The organism is Streptomyces sp. NPDC104307 (genome assembly GCF_055584045.1).
Window position 1 is genome coordinate 186901 of record NZ_JBVJMU010000004.1, and the last position, 18102, is coordinate 205002.

The 18102-nt window shown below is 72.1% G+C and carries 18 protein-coding genes; 13 read left to right on the plus strand and 5 right to left on the minus strand.

What is annotated here, in order from left to right; translation table 11 throughout:
* The first annotated feature begins 99 nt into the window (after nt 1-99).
* The 9 genes from yhfZ to ACZ601_RS13775 all read left to right on the plus strand — a co-directional run bounded on the left by yhfZ (nt 100) and on the right by ACZ601_RS13775 (nt 8284).
* Nucleotides 100-1038, plus strand: coding sequence for a GntR family transcriptional regulator YhfZ (gene yhfZ, locus ACZ601_RS13735; RefSeq protein ID WP_440574996.1), 939 nt, complete (start codon nt 100-102; stop codon nt 1036-1038).
* A gap of 122 nt (nt 1039-1160) precedes the next feature.
* Nucleotides 1161-1547: a transcriptional antiterminator gene (locus tag ACZ601_RS13740; protein ID WP_469536906.1), complete on the plus strand. Its 387-nt coding sequence runs from the start codon at nt 1161-1163 to the stop codon at nt 1545-1547.
* Between the two features lie 60 nt (nt 1548-1607).
* Nucleotides 1608-1964, plus strand: coding sequence for a DUF2620 domain-containing protein (locus tag ACZ601_RS13745; RefSeq protein WP_024491812.1), 357 nt, complete (start codon nt 1608-1610; stop codon nt 1962-1964).
* A 43-nt stretch (nt 1965-2007) separates the two neighbouring features.
* Complete coding sequence (locus tag ACZ601_RS13750; RefSeq protein WP_440574993.1) at nt 2008-3342, plus strand: YhfT family protein; 1335 nt, start codon at nt 2008-2010, stop codon at nt 3340-3342.
* A gap of 90 nt (nt 3343-3432) precedes the next feature.
* Nucleotides 3433-4389 (plus strand): phosphotriesterase family protein, encoded by a 957-nt coding sequence (locus tag ACZ601_RS13755; RefSeq protein ID WP_469536910.1) that lies wholly within the window; start codon nt 3433-3435, stop codon nt 4387-4389.
* A 1-nt stretch (nt 4390) separates the two neighbouring features.
* A complete protein-coding gene (locus ACZ601_RS13760) occupies nt 4391-5515 on the plus strand; it encodes an aminotransferase class V-fold PLP-dependent enzyme (RefSeq protein WP_440574991.1) in 1125 nt (374 codons plus the stop codon).
* A gap of 2 nt (nt 5516-5517) precedes the next feature.
* Complete coding sequence (locus ACZ601_RS13765) at nt 5518-6681, plus strand: alanine racemase (RefSeq protein WP_469536913.1); 1164 nt, start codon at nt 5518-5520, stop codon at nt 6679-6681.
* A 10-nt stretch (nt 6682-6691) separates the two neighbouring features.
* Nucleotides 6692-7933 (plus strand): phosphopentomutase, encoded by a 1242-nt coding sequence (locus tag ACZ601_RS13770; RefSeq protein ID WP_469536916.1) that lies wholly within the window; start codon nt 6692-6694, stop codon nt 7931-7933.
* A gap of 99 nt (nt 7934-8032) precedes the next feature.
* A complete protein-coding gene (locus ACZ601_RS13775; RefSeq protein WP_469536919.1) occupies nt 8033-8284 on the plus strand; it encodes a hypothetical protein in 252 nt (83 codons plus the stop codon).
* Here the strand turns inward: ACZ601_RS13775 and ACZ601_RS13780 are convergent, their stop codons facing one another.
* The gene (locus tag ACZ601_RS13780; RefSeq protein WP_469537602.1) at nt 8285-9079 is read right to left on the minus strand and encodes a class II aldolase/adducin family protein; all 795 of its coding nucleotides are present in this window, start codon (nt 9077-9079) and stop codon (nt 8285-8287) included.
* Between the two features lie 5 nt (nt 9080-9084).
* Nucleotides 9085-10095 (minus strand): C-terminal binding protein, encoded by a 1011-nt coding sequence (locus ACZ601_RS13785; protein ID WP_469536922.1) that lies wholly within the window; start codon nt 10093-10095, stop codon nt 9085-9087.
* Nucleotides 10096-10305: 210 nt separating this feature from the next.
* Between ACZ601_RS13785 and ACZ601_RS13790 the strand changes: the two genes are divergently transcribed.
* The 3 genes from ACZ601_RS13790 to ACZ601_RS13800 all read left to right on the plus strand — a co-directional run bounded on the left by ACZ601_RS13790 (nt 10306) and on the right by ACZ601_RS13800 (nt 14550).
* Nucleotides 10306-11205 (plus strand): Lrp/AsnC family transcriptional regulator, encoded by a 900-nt coding sequence (locus tag ACZ601_RS13790; protein WP_469536925.1) that lies wholly within the window; start codon nt 10306-10308, stop codon nt 11203-11205.
* A 203-nt stretch (nt 11206-11408) separates the two neighbouring features.
* Complete coding sequence (locus ACZ601_RS13795; protein ID WP_469536928.1) at nt 11409-13061, plus strand: amidohydrolase; 1653 nt, start codon at nt 11409-11411, stop codon at nt 13059-13061.
* A 115-nt stretch (nt 13062-13176) separates the two neighbouring features.
* The gene (locus tag ACZ601_RS13800) at nt 13177-14550 is read left to right on the plus strand and encodes an MFS transporter (RefSeq protein ID WP_469536931.1); all 1374 of its coding nucleotides are present in this window, start codon (nt 13177-13179) and stop codon (nt 14548-14550) included.
* A gap of 70 nt (nt 14551-14620) precedes the next feature.
* Here the strand turns inward: ACZ601_RS13800 and ACZ601_RS13805 are convergent, their stop codons facing one another.
* Nucleotides 14621-15160: an AAA family ATPase gene (locus ACZ601_RS13805; RefSeq protein WP_469536933.1), complete on the minus strand. Its 540-nt coding sequence runs from the start codon at nt 15158-15160 to the stop codon at nt 14621-14623.
* Between the two features lie 29 nt (nt 15161-15189).
* The gene (locus ACZ601_RS13810) at nt 15190-15993 is read right to left on the minus strand and encodes a sulfite exporter TauE/SafE family protein (RefSeq protein WP_469536936.1); all 804 of its coding nucleotides are present in this window, start codon (nt 15991-15993) and stop codon (nt 15190-15192) included.
* 93 nt (nt 15994-16086) lie between these two features.
* Between ACZ601_RS13810 and ACZ601_RS13815 the strand changes: the two genes are divergently transcribed.
* A complete protein-coding gene (locus ACZ601_RS13815; protein ID WP_469536940.1) occupies nt 16087-16878 on the plus strand; it encodes an AraC family transcriptional regulator in 792 nt (263 codons plus the stop codon).
* Here the strand turns inward: ACZ601_RS13815 and ACZ601_RS13820 are convergent, their stop codons facing one another.
* Entirely contained in the window at nt 16879-18084 is a 1206-nt protein-coding gene (locus tag ACZ601_RS13820) for an MFS transporter (protein ID WP_469536943.1), read from the minus strand.
* Between the last annotated feature and the right edge of the window lie 18 nt (nt 18085-18102).

An 18102-nucleotide genomic window follows, 5' to 3' on the forward strand; every position in this document is an offset into this window, starting at 1 on the left:
CGGGCGGACCAGCAGGAGGAGGCCGGGGCGCGCGGAGCTGCCGAGGCGGCTGCGGGAGGGGCCTTGTCAGTATCCAGAATCCTGGTTACTGTTTGATTCGTGAACGACTTCGACGACCGCTTCCTCACCCGCAACGGCCTCGCCGCGCGGCAGCTCGCCGTCCTGCTCCTGCACCACGAGCCGGACACCCGGCTGCCCCGCGTGCGCGACTTCGCGCAGGAGCTGGGCTGCGGAAACGGAACCGTTCAGGCAGCCCTCAGCCTGCTGGAGGAGGCCGGCGCGATCTCGACGACCGCGCGCGGCCACCTCGGCACCTTCCTCGTCCACTCGGACCGCACCGTCCTGTGGCGGCTGTCCGGCCTGGGCACCCTGCTCGCGGCGATGCCGCTCCCCTACTCACGGCGGTACGAGGGCCTGGCGACCGGGCTGCGCAGCGCGTTCGAGGAGGCGGGCGCACCGTTCGCGATCACGTTCATGCGAGGCGCCGGGGCGCGGACCGCGGCGCTGCTGGAGGGCAAGGTCGACCTGGTCGTCCTGTCCCGGTTCGCCGCCGACCAGCTGATCGCTGAGCACCCGGTGGAGCTGGTGGCCGATCTCGGCCCCGCCACCTACGTCGGCGCGCACGGCATGCTGGTACGGCACGGGGTGGACCTGGACACGCCCGGACTGCGGGTGGCGGTCGACCACGCCTCCGAGGATCTGCGGATGCTCGTGGAGCGGGTCTTCGCCGACCGGGAGGACGTCGAGTGGCGGGAGGCTTCGTACATGCAGCTGAGCGATCTCTTCGCGCGGAACGAGGTGGACGCGACCGTCTGGAACCTGGACGAGGCGCGGGACCGGCTCGGAGTCGGCGTCGACGTCCTCCCGCTCGGGGACGAGGTCAACCGGGAGCTGGCACTGCGCAACTCCACCGCCGCGGTGATCGGCCGGTCCGAGGGGGCCAAGGCGCTCGCCGCGGTGCGCGATTCGCTCGATCTGTCGCTGGTGACCCGGCTGCAGAGCGAGGTGCTGCGCGGAGAGCGCGTCCCCTCGTACTGACCGGCGGGCTCCGTGCGCTCGTACCGGCCAGCGGGCTCCGTGACCGGGGTCTCATAACTCCGGGGCGTCGCTCGCCCTGAAAATACAAAATCCTGGTTACTGTTGATTTTAGGAGGATCACCATGGACGACCAGCTCGCACTGCGGATCCAGCTCTTTCGCGAGGGCGGCACGGTCAGGCCGGAGGTGGCCGACTTCGTCACCACCGAGCTGACCGCCCTGGAGGCGGAGGGCCGCACGGTCACCGAAGCGACGGCAGGCATGCTGACCAGCCATCTGATGATGGCGCTCGGCCGGATCCTGGACGGCGAGGCGATCGAGCAGTTCCTCACCGACGACCAGATCGCCGCCGAGCTGGCCGGACATCCCGACGCCGTCGCCCGCGCCCGTGCCGTATCGGCCCGCGCCGAACGGGAGCTCGGGGCCGCGCTCCCCGAGTCCGAGGTCAACTTCCTCGGGATGCACCTGGCCGTCCTGGCGCAGCAGCCCCCCGCCGCACCCACGGCCTGACCCGTCACGGCAGGCACCCCCTACCCCGCAGCAGAAACCGACGCAGAGAGAAGAACAGCCATGACGAAGATCCTCACCGGTGGAGTCGGCAAGGTCGAGGTCACCGCGGCCATCGGCAAGCTCGGCATCGACTCGCTCGACGTCGTCGCCTCCAGCGACATGGACGCCGCGATGAAGCTCCGGGCCGGCCAGGCCGACTACTACCTGGGCACCTGCCACACGGGCGCCGGCGCCTCGCTGGGGGTGCTCGTCGGCCTCATGGGCAGTGCCGCCTGCCACACCTTCGGACGCAGCGTTCCGACGGAGGAGCAGGTCACCGCCCTGCTCGCCGAAGGCAAGAAGGTCTTCGGCTTCTCGATGGACCAGATCGACATCATCGCCCCCCTCATGGCGCGCGCCATCGCCGCCCGCGGCTGAACAACAGCCTGTTCTCATCATCCCGGGCACCAAGGAGTGACTCGTGAGCACCACACTCGCCGCCGGCGCCGGCCTCGACTTCACGCTGGCCCAGCAACTGACCGTGATAGCCCTCTGTGCGCTGACGGCCTACATCTCGCACATGGCCCTGGCCGTCTTCAACGACGGGGTACGCCCCTTCATGCTGGACTTCATCCAGGGGCGCACCACCCGCAGCGCGACGACGGCCGTCTCGTTCGGCCTGTCCGCCGGGTTCATCTTCGGACTGGGTGCGCCGATGGCCCTGTCCACGGGTGTGCTGAACCCGTGGCTGGTCTTCCTGCCCACGGACATCCTCGGGATGCTGGCACCGAAGAAGTGGCTCGCCCCCATCCTCGGTGCCGCCTGGGGCGCGGTGGTCGTGTTCGGTCTGAACGGCGCGAACAACGTCGCCCACGACCTGCCGGTCGACTTCCTGACCGCGATGCAGCAGATGTCGACGCCGATCCTCTTCCTCTTCTCGCTGTTCCCGGTGCTCGCCATCACCAAGCAGTTCGGCCGCAAGTGGGGCGGTATCGCGGGCGTCCTCGAACTGGCCCTCGTCGTCATGACGATGAAGCTGTGGCCGAACATGTTCGCCGGAGCGCTGGCCATGGCCGTCGGCGTGCTGATGCTCATCGGCCTCGCGGTCGCCAAGGACGTCCGGCAGCGCCGGGCCGACCGGGCGGCGGGCGTCGAGGAGGTCGTCCTGGAGGACGATCCGATGGCGTCTCTGTTCAGCGCCAGCGCGGCCCGGCTGCGCAGGTACCTGCCGCTGTTCATGGTGCTCGGGGCCGGGGTCTGTGTGCTCGCCCAGATGCACATATTCGGTGGCGGTGAGGCCACCAGCTTCCTCATCGCGAAGGGGCAGTACTCGGAGGCCGCCCAGGTCGACTTCTACCGGGTGTTCGGCTTCATCCCGCTGATCGCGACCACCGCGCTGGCCTCCGGGGCGTACGGCATCGCCGGTTTCACGCTGGTGTACCCGATCGGCTACCTCATGCCGAACCCGTTCCTGGCCGCGGTCGTCGGTGCGCTCGTGTTCGCGGCCGAGGTGCTGGCCCTCTCCTGGATCGGCCGGCTCCTCGGCAAGCTGCCCAGCGTCCGTGACTCCTCCGAGCACCTGCGCAGCGCCATCGGTGACACCCTCCAGCTCGCGATCCTCTTCGGTTCGCTGATGGCCGCCAACGCCATGGGCGGCGGACTCGGCATCCTCGTCGTCGGCGGGCTCTACCTGCTGAACGAGGCGATGGGCCGGCCCGTCGTGAAGATGGCCGCCGCACCGGCGGCCGTGATCGTCGGCGGCATCCTGCTCAACATCCTGTACTGGCTCGATCTGTTCACCCCGGTCAAGGGCTGACGCCCCCGCCGCCGGGACCTGTTCACCCCGTGTCAGGGCCGGCGCGCCCGCTGACCGGACCGGGCCCGTACACGAAGAAGGAACCCCACGATGAATCACCCCGCCCCGCACACCCTGCGTACCGTCACCGGCGACCTCGCGACCGCTTCGGTACGCGGCCCGGCCCTCGCCCACGAACACCTGGTCCTCGATCTGGACCAGCGGGGCGACGGTGCGGCCGTCCTCGGCCCGCGACGCCACGCGGCGGCCGTGACCGCCGAGCTGAGCGCGCTGCGGGAGGAGTTCGGGCTCTCCCTCGTCGTCGAGCTGACCTGCCGGGGCATGGGGCGCGACGCCGGCGCCCTGGCGGCGATCGCCCGGGACGCGCGGGTCGCGGTGGTCGCCGCGACCGGCTGGTACTACGAGCCGTTCCACACCCCGGAGATCGACACCGCCGACGTGGCACAGCTCACCGAGGTCCTCGTCCGCGAGATCGAGGACGGCATCGGCGCGACCGGCATCCGGCCCGGCGTCCTCGGCGAGATCGGCAGCCACGGGGACACCCCCACGGCTCCCGAGGCCAAGGTGCTGCGGGCCGGCGCGCGGGCTGCGCGGGCGACCGGGCTCTCCCTCGCCACCCACGCCCAGCTGGGCCGGGGCGGCCTCGCCCAGCTGGAACTGCTCACCGGTGAGGGGCTGCCCGCCCACCGCGTCAGCATCGGCCATCAGGATCTGCTCGACGACCCGGGCGTCCACCGGGAGCTCGCGGCGCGCGGGGCGTACGTCGCCTTCGACACCGTGGGCAAGTCGGCCTACCAGAGCGACCGGACCCGGCTGCGGCTGCTGCTGGCCCTGGTGGAGGCCGGGTACGCGGAGCGGGCACTGCTGAGCTGCGACATCTCCCGCCACGGTTACCTGCTGGACGAAGGCGGCCAGGGCTACGGGCACCTCTTCCGCAGCTTCCTGCCCGAGCTGCGCGCGGCGGGTGCCGATGACGATCTGATCGACCTGCTGACCCGACGCAATCCGCTGCGCTTCCTGACCGGCGCGACCGTGGAGGAGAACTGACATGAGCCCCGTACCTCCCGTGCTTCCCGCCACCTTCCCGTTGGCGACGGTGGATCTGGACGACGCCGTGGCCAGGCAGTTCCGGCTGCTGGAGGCCACCGCCGCCCACTTCGAGGGACAGCAGCTGTTCTCGTCCGACGCGGGCGTCGTGCCCGGTCTCGGCCGGCCGCGCACCACCGCCCGGGTGGAGGCCGTGCTCGCGGACTTCTTCGGCGCCCAGGACGCCGCCTTCGTCCAGGGCGCGGGCACCGGCGCGATCCGGGCCGCCCTCAACGCCGCCGTCCGGGCGGGCGACCCGCTGCTCATCCACCGCGCCCCGGTCTACCGCACCACAGAGGTCACCCTGCGGGGCATCGGCGTACACACCGTCGAGGCCGACTTCAACGACGCCGCGGCGCTCCGCGAAGCCCTGGAGTCCGGCCGGTTCCGGTGGGCGTACATCCAGCACACCCGGCAGCGGCTCGCGGACTCCTACGATCCGGCCGAGGTCATCGCCGCCTGCCGGGCCGCCGGGGTGCGCACGATCGTCGACGACAACTACGCCGTGATGCGCACGCCCGCCGCCGGGGTGGAGCTGGGAGCGGACGCCTCCTGCTTCTCCCTCTTCAAGCTGCACGGGCCGGAGGGCGTCGGCCTCGTCGTCGGCGCCCGCGACCTGGTCGAGCACGTCCGCCGCGACAACTACTCCGGCGGCGGGCAGGTCCAGGGCCACCAGGCGCTCGACGCCCTGCGCTCCCTCACCCACGTTCCCGTCATGTGGTCGGTGCAGTCCCGGGTGGGCGCCGAGGTCGCGGAGCGGCTGGCGGCCGGCGAGGTGGCCGGGGTGGCGGAGGTGCGCATCGCCAACGCCCAGGACCGCTGTCTGCTCGTACGGCTCGACCGGCCCGTCGCGGCGGGACTGCCCGCCGTCGCCGCCCGGTTCGGCGCGGCCCCCTACCCCGTCGGCTCCAACTCGCGTTACGAGATCGCGCCGCTCTTCTACCGGATGTCCAGCTCGGCTCTCGACGACTCCCCCGAACTGGCCGACTGGACCGTACGCATCAACCCGATGCGGGCGGGCGCGGACCTCGTGATCGACATCCTGCGCCGCTCACTCGCCGCCCTGGACGACCCGAAGGACGACTGACCGTGTTCCTCGACACCGTACTCACCCGCAATCCCGGGCTCGTGGACGCCGCGGCCGCGCTGCACCGCAACGGTGACATCCCGCCCGACACCTACGTCGTCGACCTGGACGCCGTCGAGGCCAACGCCGCGCTGCTGGCGGCCGAGGCCGACCGCCTCGGGATCAGCCTCTGGTTCGTCGTCAAGCAGCTGGGCCGCAACCCCGAACTGATCCGGGCCATCGCCCGGCACATCCCCCGCTCGGCCGCCATCGACCCGAGCGAGGCCCGCACCCTGCACAACGCCGGAGCCCGGCCCGGCAACCTCGGACACCTCGTCCAGATCCCCCGGCGCGCGCTGCCCGAGATGCTGGCCTGGCGCCCGGAGACCGTCACGGTCTTCGACCTGGCCAACGCCCGTGCCGTGTCAGAGGCGGCCCGCGAACTGGGCTTCGCGCAGCCCGTCCTGATCAGGCTCGAAGGCGCCGAGGGCGACGTCTACCCCGGCCAGGAGGGCGGCGTACCGCTCGACCGGCTGGACGCCTTCGCCGAGGCGGCCGAAGCACTGGACGGCATCCGGATCGCCGGTGTCACCGCCTTCCCCTGCGTGCTGTGCGACCCGGTGACGGGCCTGCCCGCCGCCACCCCCAACTTCGGCCTGGCGCTCAAGGCCCGCGAACTCCTGGCCGCACGCGGACACCAGGACCTCATGCTCAGCGCCCCCAGCGCCACCTCGATGGCGTCCCTCCCGCTGCTCGCGGAACTGGGCGCGACGCACGGCGAGCCGGGCCACGCCCTCACCGGCACCACACCGCTGCACGCCGTCGATCCGGCCCAGCCGGAGAAGCCCGCGTACGTGTACGTGAGCGAGGTCGCGCACACCCTGGACGACGGCCGCCCGGCGATATTCGGCGGCGGCTTCTACCCCCGCGCGCACATCCGCAGCGCCCTCCTGCCGCGCACCGGAGTGCGCCTGGGTGTGCAGGACGCGCCCGCCGAGAACATCGACTACTACCGGCTGCTCGACGCGCCCGCCCGCGCGGCGGACGCCCGGGTCGGGGACACCGCGCTGCTCGCCTTCCGTACCCAGATCTTCGTCACCCGCTCGACCGTCGCCGTCGTCTCCGGGCTCGCCTCCGGCGCCCCCCGGCTGAACGGGCTCTACGACGCGCACGGCCGAGCCCTGTAAGGAGCACCTCATGGCCAAGACCGTCATCGTCGTCATCGACGGATTCGGCATCGGCGCCATGCCCGACGCGGGCACCCTGCGCCCCGGCGACCTCACCGCCGACACCTGTGGGCACGTACTCGACCACTGCCGGGCCGCGTTCGGCCGCCCGTTGCGCCTGCCGGTGCTCGGGGCGCTGGGGCTCGGGCTTGTCCACCCGCACCCGGACCTGGCGCGCCGCACCCATCTCCCCGTCGCCGCGGGCAGGGCCGCGCTCGGCTACCCGGGCGCGGATACCTTCGCGGGCCACCAGACCATGATGGGCGCCGACTTCAGCCGGGTGACGGTGGCCCGGCTCGCCGACCACCTCGACGAGGTGTCCGGCGCTCTCACGGCCGCCGGCCACCGGGTCGAGCGCCTGGACGGCAGGCCGCTGCTCGTCGTCGACGGGGCGGTCCTGGTCCACGACAACCTGGAGGCCGATCCGGGAATCAACTGGAACGCCTCCGGCCGCCTCGACGACCTCCCGTTCGACGGGCCCAACGGAATCCTCGCCATCGCCCGTACCGTACGCGCCGTAGCCCCGGTCGCGCGGGTCATCGCGGTCGGCGGCCACGCGGACGGCCCGCTCCGCGACTTCGTCCGCCCCGGCGACGGGGAGACGGTCGGTCTTGACACCCCCGCCACCGGCTTCTACCGCAACGGCGGCCTCCAGGTGCAGCACCTGGGCGCCCCGCTCGACCACACCCGTCAGCTCCCCGAGCTGGCGGCACGGGCCGGGATCCCGGTCACCCTGGTGGGCAAGGCCGCCGACATCCTGGTGTGCGCGGCGGCGACCCGTCATCCTGCCGTCGCCACCGCCGACGTGCTCTCGCACACCCTGGACGCGGTACGCGCTGAGGGCGACGCGCTGGTGGTCGCGAACGTCCAGGAGACGGATCTGGCGGGCCATCAGCAGGACACCGGGCGGTACGGGCACCTGCTGGAACAGGTGGACGCCGGACTGGCCGGGCTCGTGGCCCTGCTCGCGGACCCCGGCGACCGGCTGATCGTCACCGGCGACCACGGCAACGACCCCACGATCGGCCATGCGCACCACACCCGGGAGTACGTGCCGGTGCTGATCCACCGGCCCGGCGCGGACGGCGTGGAACTCCTGCCCGACGCGCACAGCCTGGCGGACGTCGGCGCGACCGCCGCGCTGTCACTCGCGCTGGACCCGGAGGGCCTCGCCGGAGGCACCCCGCTGCACACGGGCCGCCGCGCGGCCTGAGCCCAGCCTGATCCGAACGAGAGGCTCCTGGCCCCGGACGGGTGACTTGGCCCTCCGGAGCCTTCCCCGGGGACGGCGGACCGGCTATGCCTGTTGCCCATGCTCAAGAACCTGCTGCGCGCCGGGGCCCCGGCCGCTCTCGCCGCCCTGTCGCTCACACTGACCGGTCCCGCACACGCCGTGGACGGCTCCGCGGCGCACCGGGCGAACCCGTGCGCCACCGTGATCGCACCGCTCGGCTCCGTCTGCGTCCCGGCGCCCAAGCAGTGCTTCACGACGCCGTGCTACCAGTACGACATCGTGCCGGTCCTGTCCGCCCCGTGGCCGCCGGGCCGGCCCCGCACCGCCTGATCAGTCCTTGTGATCGGGGGCGATCCGTTCGACGAGGCGCAGCAGCGCCGCCCAGGCCAGGTCGTAGGCGATGTCGTCCTGGAAGTCCGCGGTGGCCTCCCCCGCCAGCTGCCGCGCGGTGTACTCGCAGATCTCCTCGGGGGGCAGGACCAGCGCGGTGCCCGCCGCCTGCGCGGTGACCTGGATCTCGCAGGCCTTCTCCAGGTAGTACATCCGCAGGAACGCCTGAGCGGCGCTCTCGCCGACGGTGAGCAGTCCGTGGTTGCGCAGGATGAGCGCGGGGTGACCGCCGAGGTCCTCGACCAGGCGTTCCTGCTCGTCGAGGTTGAGCGCGACGCCCTCGTAGGCGTGGTAGCCGACCCGGTTGTGGAACTCCATCGACATCTGGTTGAGCGGGAGCAGCCCGCCCTGCTGGGCCGCCACGGCACAGCCCGCCTTCGTGTGGGTGTGCAGGACGCAGTGGGCGTCCGGGCGGGCCCTGTGGACCGCGCTGTGGATCACGAATCCGGCCGGGTTGACCGGGTGCGCGGAGACACCGACGGGATTGCCGTCCAGGTCGATCTTGACCAGGCTGGACGCGGTGATCTCCTCGAACAGCAGTCCGTAGGGGTTGATCAGGAAGTGGTTGTCCGGGCCGGGCAGCCGCTGCGAGATGTGCGTGAAGATCAGGTCCGTCATGCGGAAGTGCGCGACCAGGCGGTAGACGGCGGCCAGTTCGCGCCGCAGGCGCAGTTCCTCGGCCGCGAGCGCGTCGGCCGCGGCGGGGGCGGGGGCGGGGGCGGGGGTCGTGAGGATCTCGGTCACGCGGATGCTCCTTGCCGGCCGGGGGCCTGCTGCGGTGCGCCGGCCGGGGCTTCGGCCGGGACGACGACGGGGGTGTGCGGGCGGCCTGTGGTCCACCACGCGAGGACGTTGCGGGCGGGTTCGAGTGCGTAGGCGCGCAGGGAGGCGTCGGTGAGGAACGCGCTGTGCGGCGACAGTTGGAGGCGCGGGTGGGTGCGCAGTGGATCGTCCCGCACCAGGGGTTCGACGGGAAAGACGTCGAGGGCGGCACCTGCCAGCTGACCGCTGTCGAGGGCGGCGAGCAGTGCCTGTGGGTCGACGAGGTCGCCGCGCGAGACGTTCACCAGCAGGCTGCCCGGACGTGTCCCGGCGAGCAGATCCGCGTTGACCATCCCTCGGGTGGCCGGCGTGGACGGGGTGTGCAGGGAGAGTACGTCGGCCTGGGCCACGAGGGTGTCCAGATCCAGCCGTTCGACGCCTGCGGGCCAGTCGGCGGCGTGGGGGTCGTGGGCGATGACGCGGCCGAAGACCGGGGCGGCGATGCGGGCGAGCGTACGGGCGATGCGGCCGAAGCCGATCAGGCCGAGGGTGATCTCGCTCGCCCGGCGCGGCACCTCCGTGAAGTCGCGGCTCCAGCCGCCGGAGCGCACCACCGCGTCCGCCTGCGGGAGGCGCCTGATCAGCGAGAGTGCCGCGGCCAGCGCGTGGACGGCGACGTCCTCGGTGGCCGAGTGCGGCAGGTTGGTGACCCACAGGCCGCGGCGGGCGGCCTCGGCGGTGTCGATCATGTCGTAGCCCGCGGACATGGTGGCGAGGAGCCGCACCTTGGGCATGCGGTCCAGTAGAGCGGCGTCGATCCGTGCGTAGCCGACGATCAGGGCGTCGGCGTCGTGCGCGGCCGCGACGATCGCCTCCGGATCGCGACTGCCCACCACCCGGACCTCGAAGCCGCTCTCGGTCAGGAGCCGGACAGCCGGTTCCGGGTCGAGCTCCTCCGGGTCGGTGATCACGGCGACAGGGCGCGTCATTTCGGTCTCCATGGATGATTCGATCGTCTCAACACCGCCAAACTTACGTTTCCGCTGCATTATTTGTCTATGGCTGACGAGATGGTTGTCTCTACAGGCCTGCGGCGACCTTCGCACTCCCCCGGCGGAGCGCCGGAGGTGCTGACCGACAATGAGCGGGCGCCCGGTCGGACACGGCCGGGCGGCACCGAGCCACCGAGGGGACAGCACATGGAACTGGACGGGACCGACCTGTCGATCGTGCGGGAGCTGCAGAGCGACGGGCGGCTCACCTACGAGACACTGGCCCAGCGGGTGGGCCTCTCCCGCCCGGCGGCCCGGATGCGGGTCCAGCGGCTGACGGAGTCCGGCGCCGTGCGCGTGGTGGCGATCGTGCACCCGGCGGTGCGCCAGCTGTCGGCCTCGGCCCATCTCGCCATCGACACCGAGGGGGCCGCCGCGCCGGTCGCCCGGGAGATCGCGGCACTCCCCCAGGCCCCGTTCGTCACCCTGACGAGCGGGCGCCGGGCCATCATGAGCGAGCTGCGGACCGCCGGTTTCCAGGAGTTGGAGCGAACCATCGAGCACATCCGCGCGCTTCCCGGTGTGCGCACCGTGGACCCCCTGATCGCCACCCGGCACGTCAAGGACCCGTACCTGCTGACGGACGAGCCGACCGTGGCGCTCCAGGACGACGTCGACGAGCGCATCCTGGCCGCACTGGAGGACGATGGGCGGCTCCCCTTCGCCGAACTGGCCGTACGGGTGGGGCTGTCCGCCGGGGCCACCCGGTCCCGGACCCTGCGCCTGCTCGACGGCGGGGTGGCCAAGGTGGTCGCCCTGGTGCGGCCCGACGTACTGGGCATGGGCTTCCTCTGCGGATTCAGCCTCCGGGTCGGCGGCGAGGCCGCCGCCGTCGCCGCACAAGTGGAGCGGTTCGCACGGGTGACCTTCCTGTCGACGTGCCTGGGCAGGGCCGAGCTGGTCGGCACGATCACGGCGGAGTCCTTCGACGCGGTGCGCGCCACGCTGGAGGAGATGCGGGCACTGCCGGCGGTGCGCGAGATCGAGAGCTGGCTGCACTTGGAGCTGGTGAAGGAGCGCTACGACACCGCGTCGCGTCCTGCCTGAACAGCACGCCGCGACGCCGTAGGGCGACAGACACCACCCGGAGAGCCGAGTCACAGCTGATTCGTAACCCAGCTAACGATTGAACTTTACAAAAATTGCCTGCCTCCCCCTATGGTCAATCCTTCGTTCGTTTCATATCGTTCAGCGAGCCGAATCGTCTGTCGGCACTCTCCCGTACCTCTCCGGTCGAAAGCAGGCCTGCCATGCCCCGCCATCCCGACAATCCCGACCGCACCCTGCTCGTCACCGGTGCCGCCGTCGCCGCCGCGGGCACCTCGGTCCGCGCTGAGGCGCTGGCCGTGCGCGGCGACCGCATCGTGCACGTCGGCACCGCTGAGGACGCCCGCGCGTCGCTGGGCCGGGTCGACGAGGAACTCCGGCTGGACGGCGGCCTCGTCCACCCCGGCTTCATCGACGCCCACTGCCACCCCGTCATGTACGGGCAGGCGCTGGCCTGGGTCGACCTGCGGCCGGAACGCGTGCCGGACATCGCGACCATGGTGGAGGTCCTGCGTGAGGCCGGACGCGAGCTGCCGGCCGGTGTCCCGGTCCGCGGCTTCGGCTACGAGCACCGACGGCTCAACGAGCGGCGCCACCCCAGCTGCCACGATCTGGACCGGGTCGCGGAGGACCGCGAGGTCTACGTGATGAACGCCTCCGGACACGGCGGCGTCGTCAACTCCCATACCCTGCGCACCTGCGGCATCACCGCGGGCACCACGTCGCCGGAGGGCGGCAGCATCGGCCACTTCGAGAACGGCGAGCCGGACGGGCAGCTGTGGGACGCCGCCTGCGACCTGCTGACCGGGCCGGCCGGGGTGAAGATCGGCAACCACGGGCCGAACTTCCACCTCTCGGAACCCGAGGACATCATGGCGGACCATCTGCTGCGCGCCCAGGAGGTGTTCCTCGCGGCCGGTGTCACCACGGTCGGGGACGCCCAGGTGTCGCGGCGCGAGATGGAGACGTATCTGCGGGCGAACGACGACGGCAGCTTGCGGATGCGCGTCTCGGCGTACCTGACCTCGGCGCTGCTCGACACCGCGCTGGAACTCGGCGCGGTGCGCGGGTTCGGCGACGACCACTTCCGCATCCAGGGCGTGAAGTTCTACGCCGACGGCACGCTCGGCGGCTGGACCGCGTATTTCCCCGAGGGGTACGCCGCGGACTGCTGTCACCACGGACAGCTCTACCACTCGGTCGAGGAGTACGCGGACATCGTCCGGCGCGCTCACGCCGCAGGTCTCCAGACGGCCACGCACGCCCAGTCCCCGTACGCCATCGGCATGGTCCTCGACGCGGTCGAGAAGGCCCAGGCGGACCGGGACCGGCCCGGCATGCGGCACCGCATCGAGCACTGCGGCCTGCCCACCGACGAGCAGATCGACCGCATGGGCGAACTCGGTGTCGTCCCGGTCATGCAGCCCCAGCACCACCTGCGCACCGGCGACGGCACCCTGACCGCCGTCGGCGAGCTGGGCCACCGCTACAACCCGGCGGGCCGCTGCCCGGAGGCGGGTGTCCCGGTGGTCTTCTCCTCCGACGCGCCGGTCGCGCCGCCCGCCCCGCTGGAGGCCGTCGCCGCCGCCGCGACCCGCCGCACCGTCCTCGGCACGGTCCTCGGTGACGAGGCGCTGAGGCTGCCGGTCGAGGCGGGACTGCACGCCCACACGGCGGCCGCGGCCCACGCCCTGCACCGGGAGGACGCGGTCGGCGCCCTCGCCCCCGGCATGCTTGCAGATTTCACCGTCCTGGACGCCGATCCGCTGACGGTCCCGGCCGACGGGCTCACCGGTATCCGGGTGCGCGAGACCTGGGTCGGCGGCCGCCGTGCCTGGGCCGCGCCCGGCCGCTGACCCTGCCGGCAGCCACCGCAGAACCGTCCCGGACCGGCCGGGGCGGGTGCCGCCACCGCGCCACCCGCCCGGCCGCTCCTCCCCGTCCCCGTAACCCTTCCTGCCGGAGGTCCCCATGCCGGACCGCACCACCCCGAAGCCCCAGAGCCCGTACCGGTCGGCCCTGGCCGCCCTGGCCGGCACATCGATCGAGTGGTACGACTTCTACGCCTTCGCCACCGCCGCGGCGATCGTGTTCGACGATGTCTTCTTCCCCTCCGACATGCCGCCGGCGCTCCGGACGATCGCCGCCTTCGCCACCTTCGCCGTGGGCTTCCTGCTGCGGCCTCTCGGCGGCATCGTCTTCGGTCATATCGGTGACCGTGTCGGCCGGAAGAAAACCCTGGTCATCACGTTGCTGATGATGGGCATCGCGTCGTTCGCCATCGGGCTGCTGCCCACCTACGCGCAGGTCGGCGCCCTCTCCCCGATCCTGCTCATCACGCTCCGGCTGGTGCAGGGGATAGCGATCGGCGGAGAGTGGGGCGGCGCGGTTCTCATCGCGGTCGAGAACGCGCCCAAGGGGAGGGCCACGTTCTTCGGCTCCTTCGCCCAGCTCGGCTCCTCCGTCGGCGCACTGCTGTCGACCGGCGCGTTCAGCCTCATGAACCTGTTCGGGAGCGAGGCCTTCCACAGCTGGGGCTGGCGCGTGCCGTTCCTCGCCTCGTCCATCCTCGTCGTCATCGGTCTCGTGGTCCGTACGAAGCTTGAGGACTCCCCCGTGATGGACGACATCCACGCCTCGCAGCCCGAGCCCGGCGGGAGCGGCAGCAGGCTGCCGGTCACCGAGGTGCTGACCAAGGACTGGAAGACCGTCCTGGTGGGCGTGTTCGCGCTGGCCACGGCCACCGGCGGCTATTACGTCGTGACCAGCTATCTCCTCTCGTACGGCACCGACGAGCTGCACCTGTCGGAGTCGATGCTGCTCAACGGGCTCTCGCTGGCCGCGTTCCTGGAACTCGTCGTCACCCCCTTCCTCGCGCTGCTCGGGGATCGCGTCGGCGCGCACCGGGTCGTCGTCGCGGGCCTGACCGGGGTCGTGCTCTTCTCGCTGCCGCAGTTCATGGTGATGGGCACCGGCAGCGTCGTGCTGATCTACCTGTCGATGCTGGCCATGCGGCTCGTGATGTCCGCGCTGTACGGGCCGATCGCGGCGATCCTCGCCGACGGCTTCGCCCCGCACGTGCGCTACACCGGCATCTCGCTCTCCTACCAGATCTGCAACATGATCTTCGCCGGGTTCGCGCCCGTCACAGCCGTATGGCTCTCGTCCCTGGCGGGCGGCGCGTACTGGCCGCCCGCGGTGGCGCTGATGCTCGTCTCGGTCATCGGCATCTGGTGCACCTTGCGGCTTCGGACCTACCACCAGCTCCGGCTCACCGCCGAGTCCGCCGCTGCCGCCCGCACGGTGCCGCAGCTCCCGACGACCGCGGTCACCGCCGGGAACTGACGGCTCACCACACACCAACGGGGCCGGGCTGCCGCTCTTGCGGGAACAGCCCGGCCCCTCCGTCAGCAGGTCACAGCCAGCCGGCTCGCTTGACGACCGATGCGGCGATATCGGTGACCGATCCCGTGGTCGTGTCGACGGTGAAGTCGTCGACCCCCGAACGGTCCAGGACGGCGTCCAGTTCGCCGCATCGGTCCAGATGCCATCGCAGCGCTTCGGGTTCGCCGGCGTGGCGGCGGGTCAGACGCTCACGAAGGACAGCGGGATCGGCCCTGAGACGGCACACCGTGAGTTCGGTATCCACGGCCTCGGACAGTCGTCGGCGCTCGTCCGGCTGCTCGATCACACCCGCGAGCACGAGGCGCGTCGCGCCCGCGTCGAGATAGTTGGCGGCGACGCTCCGCACGTTCCGCAGCAGCATGCCGAAGTTGAAGCGGTCACCGGGCGGCGCGGGCCACGACTGCCTCAGGCTGTCGAGGTCGAGCACCGCGTGGGAGACACCGGCGTCGGCGAGGAGATCACCCACGGCCTCGGCGGCGGTCGACTTGCCCACGCCGACGGTGCCGTTGACCAGAAGGGCGGACACATCTCCGTTGCCGTCTACACGCATTGCGGCATCCTACTGTGGCGTCCCCGGCCCTACGCCGCCAGCGGCATCGCCACCATCACCGTGGCCAGGAGTCCGACGTACGCCCAGGCATGGGTACGGTCCGGGATCCGCGGCGGGCGCCGGCGCAGCACCGCGATCACCGGCAGAGCTCCGAGAAGCAGCGCAGAGGCGGCGCGGAGGTCGACGAGACCGGCCAGGTGCGTGTGCGCGTCGGCGGCGGCCGGGACCGAGGCCCCGAACAGGGACACCGCGGTGGCCGGGAGCGCGATGGCCAGGGTCAGCGGGTTGGCCAGGGCGGTCGCCAGCCGCATCGGGTGCCCGGCGCGGCGCATCGCGGGGACGGTCATCACGCTGCCGCCCACGCCCAGGAAGGCCGCGACCGCACCGACTGGGGGGCCCAGCAGGGCGGGCAGCGGGCGCGGGGGGCCGGGGGACTCCTCGGGCCGCGTGCGCGGGCGCAGGAATCCCGGGCGCAGCAGCAGGTCGACGATGGTGAGGGCGACGTACGCGACGAAGGCCCAGCGCGTCGGACCGGCCGGGGCGAGCCCGGCGGCAGCGGCTCCGGCCGAGGCGCCGGCCGCCAGGAGGACGAGCAGCGCGCCGCTCCCGCGGAGCGCGCGGAGCACCTGGCGCGGTGTGACGGCCGTCGCGAAGCCCGCGTTCACCACCATCACCAGGGCCGAGGTGGCTGTCGCCACCCGCATCGCGTCCTTGCCGAGTGCGGCGTCCGCCCACACCACGACCGGCACCGCGACGAATCCGCCGCCGAACCCGAACAACACCGTCGTCATCCCCGTGAGGATCCCGATCCCTGCCAATGCCACCACGTCCATGGGCACCACTCCACCAGCGCGGACGGGCTGCCCGCATTCGATGATCGGCACCATTCCTTCGCGTTTCGGCCAGTGGCGTGGAAGGCTGGAACGGTGAAGAACGTTCCGCTGGCCGACGTCGACCACATCGACCGGGCTGTCCTGCCGATCGGCACCGACTACCCGCCCGGTCACGTACTTGACTGGCACGAGCACCGGCGCGCGCAGTTCCTCTACGGCGCCACCGGGGTGATGGTCGTCGACACCGCCGACGGCACCTGGACCGTTCCGCCGGAACGCGCGGTACTGATCCCGGCGGCCACCCGGCACCGGGTCCACATGCTGGGGGTGAGCACCAGAAGTCTGTACATCGAGCCGGCCGCGGTCCCCTGGTGGCCGGTGACCTGCACGGTCGTGGACGTGTCCGCGCTGCTGCGCGAACTGCTCCTGGCAGCGGTCGGGTTCGAGGCGGACTACGGGCTGTCCGGACGGGAGGGCGCAGTCGCCGCGCTCCTTCTCCACGAGATCGCCGAGCGCGCCCCGCTGCCGTTCCACGTCGGGATTCCCGCCTCGGCAGAGCTCGCGAGGCTCTGCCGCGAGTATCTGGCCGCCCCTGACGCGTCGGTCACCAACACCGCATGGGCGGCGCGGGCGGCCATGAGCGAACGGGCCTTCACCCGGCGCTTCCGCTCCGAGACGGGCGACAGCCCCGCTGTCTGGCGGGCCCGCGCCCGGCTGCTCGCGTCCGTCGCGCTGTTGCGGACCGCGTCGGTGAGCGAGGTCGGTGGCCGGCTCGGCTACGCCTCCCCCGCCGCGTTCACCGCCGCCTTCACCCGCACCTTCGGCCGGCCGCCGTCCCGCTTCACCGCGAACCGCCGGGACGCCGGGCGCGGCCGCCGCTCCTGATCAGGCGGATCCCCGCCGGACGGGCGGGCCGGTCTGCCGCTCCGCTGCGGGCTGCACGGCGGGGGGCCTCGGTGCGGCGGGCTCTGGCAGTGTGCGGAACAGCAGCCAGCTCAGGGCGGGCATCAGGATCAGCGGGGTCAGGGCGGTGCGCAGGGAGGTCGCGTCGGCGATGCTGCCGATGAGGGGGCTGGCCAGGCCGCCGATGCTGACGGTCAGCCCGAGGGTGATACCGCTCGCGGTGCCGACGCGGGTGGGCAGGTAGTCCTGGCCGAGCGTGACCTGGAGCGAGAAGGGGACGTACAGACCGGCGGAGGTGAGCACCACGCATACGTAGACCGCCGGGCCGGGTACGTACACGACCCCCGCGACGGCGGCCACCGAGACGAGGTAGGACCAGCGGGCGACCGTGACCCGGTCCCAGCGGTTGGCCAGACCGCCGCCCAGTACGGAGCCCACCGCGCCACCGAGATAGAGCACGAACAGTGCCGCGGTGCCGGCCGCGGTGCTGCCGCCGAGGCGCTGCTTGACGTAGAGCGAGATGAAGGTGCTCAGGCCGATGAAGGCGATGGACCGGCAGACCACGGCCAGCGACAGCTTCACGAACGACGCCTTGTCGTCGACGCCCGCCCCGGTCGCGCTGCGGGAGCCGCCCGGTGCCGTCTTCTCCAGCGCACGCAGGACGGGCAGGCACAGCACGCTGCCGACCAGGGCCGGGATCACAAACAGCGGCGCCAGCCGCAGGCCGCCGGCAGCGAAGACCGCGGTGACCATGAGCGGGGCGGCGGCGAAGCCGAGGTTGCCGCCGACCGAGAACCAGCCCATCGCGGTGTGACTGCCCCGGCTGACGAGCCGCGCGACGCGGGCGGACTCGGGATGGTAGGCGGCGACTCCGACACCGGACACGGCGACAAACGTCAGCGTCAGGGCGTAGGAACCGCTCACACAGCTCAGGGCGATGCCCAGCCCGCCGAGGATCGTGCTCACCGGCAGCAGCCAGGGCATCGCCCAGCGGTCGGTGAGCACACCGAACACCGGCTGGGCCACCGAGGACAGCAGCGACGCGGCGAGCACGACGCCCGAGACCGCGGCGTAGCTGTAGGCGCGTTCGGCGACGAAGAACGGTACGAGCGACGCGACGGCGCCCTGGTAGATGTCCACGCAGGCGTGGCCGACAGACAACATGAGGATGGTCCTGTTTCTTGGCACATCGCCATGTTCATCGCC

What these genes read in the sequence shown, in the direction of transcription:
- ACZ601_RS13790 (WP_469536925.1), top strand. Translation starts at nt 10,306, where the DNA reads ATGGAACTGGACGGGACCGACCTGTCGATCGTGCGGGAGCTGCAGAGC.
- ACZ601_RS13800 (WP_469536931.1), top strand. Translation starts at nt 13,177, where the DNA reads ATGCCGGACCGCACCACCCCGAAGCCCCAGAGCCCGTACCGGTCGGCC.
- ACZ601_RS13740 (WP_469536906.1), top strand. Translation starts at nt 1,161, where the DNA reads ATGGACGACCAGCTCGCACTGCGGATCCAGCTCTTTCGCGAGGGCGGC.
- ACZ601_RS13775 (WP_469536919.1), top strand. Translation starts at nt 8,033, where the DNA reads ATGCTCAAGAACCTGCTGCGCGCCGGGGCCCCGGCCGCTCTCGCCGCC.
- ACZ601_RS13745 (WP_024491812.1), top strand. Translation starts at nt 1,608, where the DNA reads ATGACGAAGATCCTCACCGGTGGAGTCGGCAAGGTCGAGGTCACCGCG.
- ACZ601_RS13810 (WP_469536936.1), bottom strand. Translation starts at nt 15,993, where the DNA reads ATGGACGTGGTGGCATTGGCAGGGATCGGGATCCTCACGGGGATGACG.
- ACZ601_RS13755 (WP_469536910.1), top strand. Translation starts at nt 3,433, where the DNA reads ATGAATCACCCCGCCCCGCACACCCTGCGTACCGTCACCGGCGACCTC.
- ACZ601_RS13770 (WP_469536916.1), top strand. Translation starts at nt 6,692, where the DNA reads ATGGCCAAGACCGTCATCGTCGTCATCGACGGATTCGGCATCGGCGCC.
- ACZ601_RS13805 (WP_469536933.1), bottom strand. Translation starts at nt 15,160, where the DNA reads ATGCGTGTAGACGGCAACGGAGATGTGTCCGCCCTTCTGGTCAACGGC.
- ACZ601_RS13795 (WP_469536928.1), top strand. Translation starts at nt 11,409, where the DNA reads ATGCCCCGCCATCCCGACAATCCCGACCGCACCCTGCTCGTCACCGGT.
- ACZ601_RS13760 (WP_440574991.1), top strand. Translation starts at nt 4,391, where the DNA reads ATGAGCCCCGTACCTCCCGTGCTTCCCGCCACCTTCCCGTTGGCGACG.
- ACZ601_RS13785 (WP_469536922.1), bottom strand. Translation starts at nt 10,095, where the DNA reads ATGACGCGCCCTGTCGCCGTGATCACCGACCCGGAGGAGCTCGACCCG.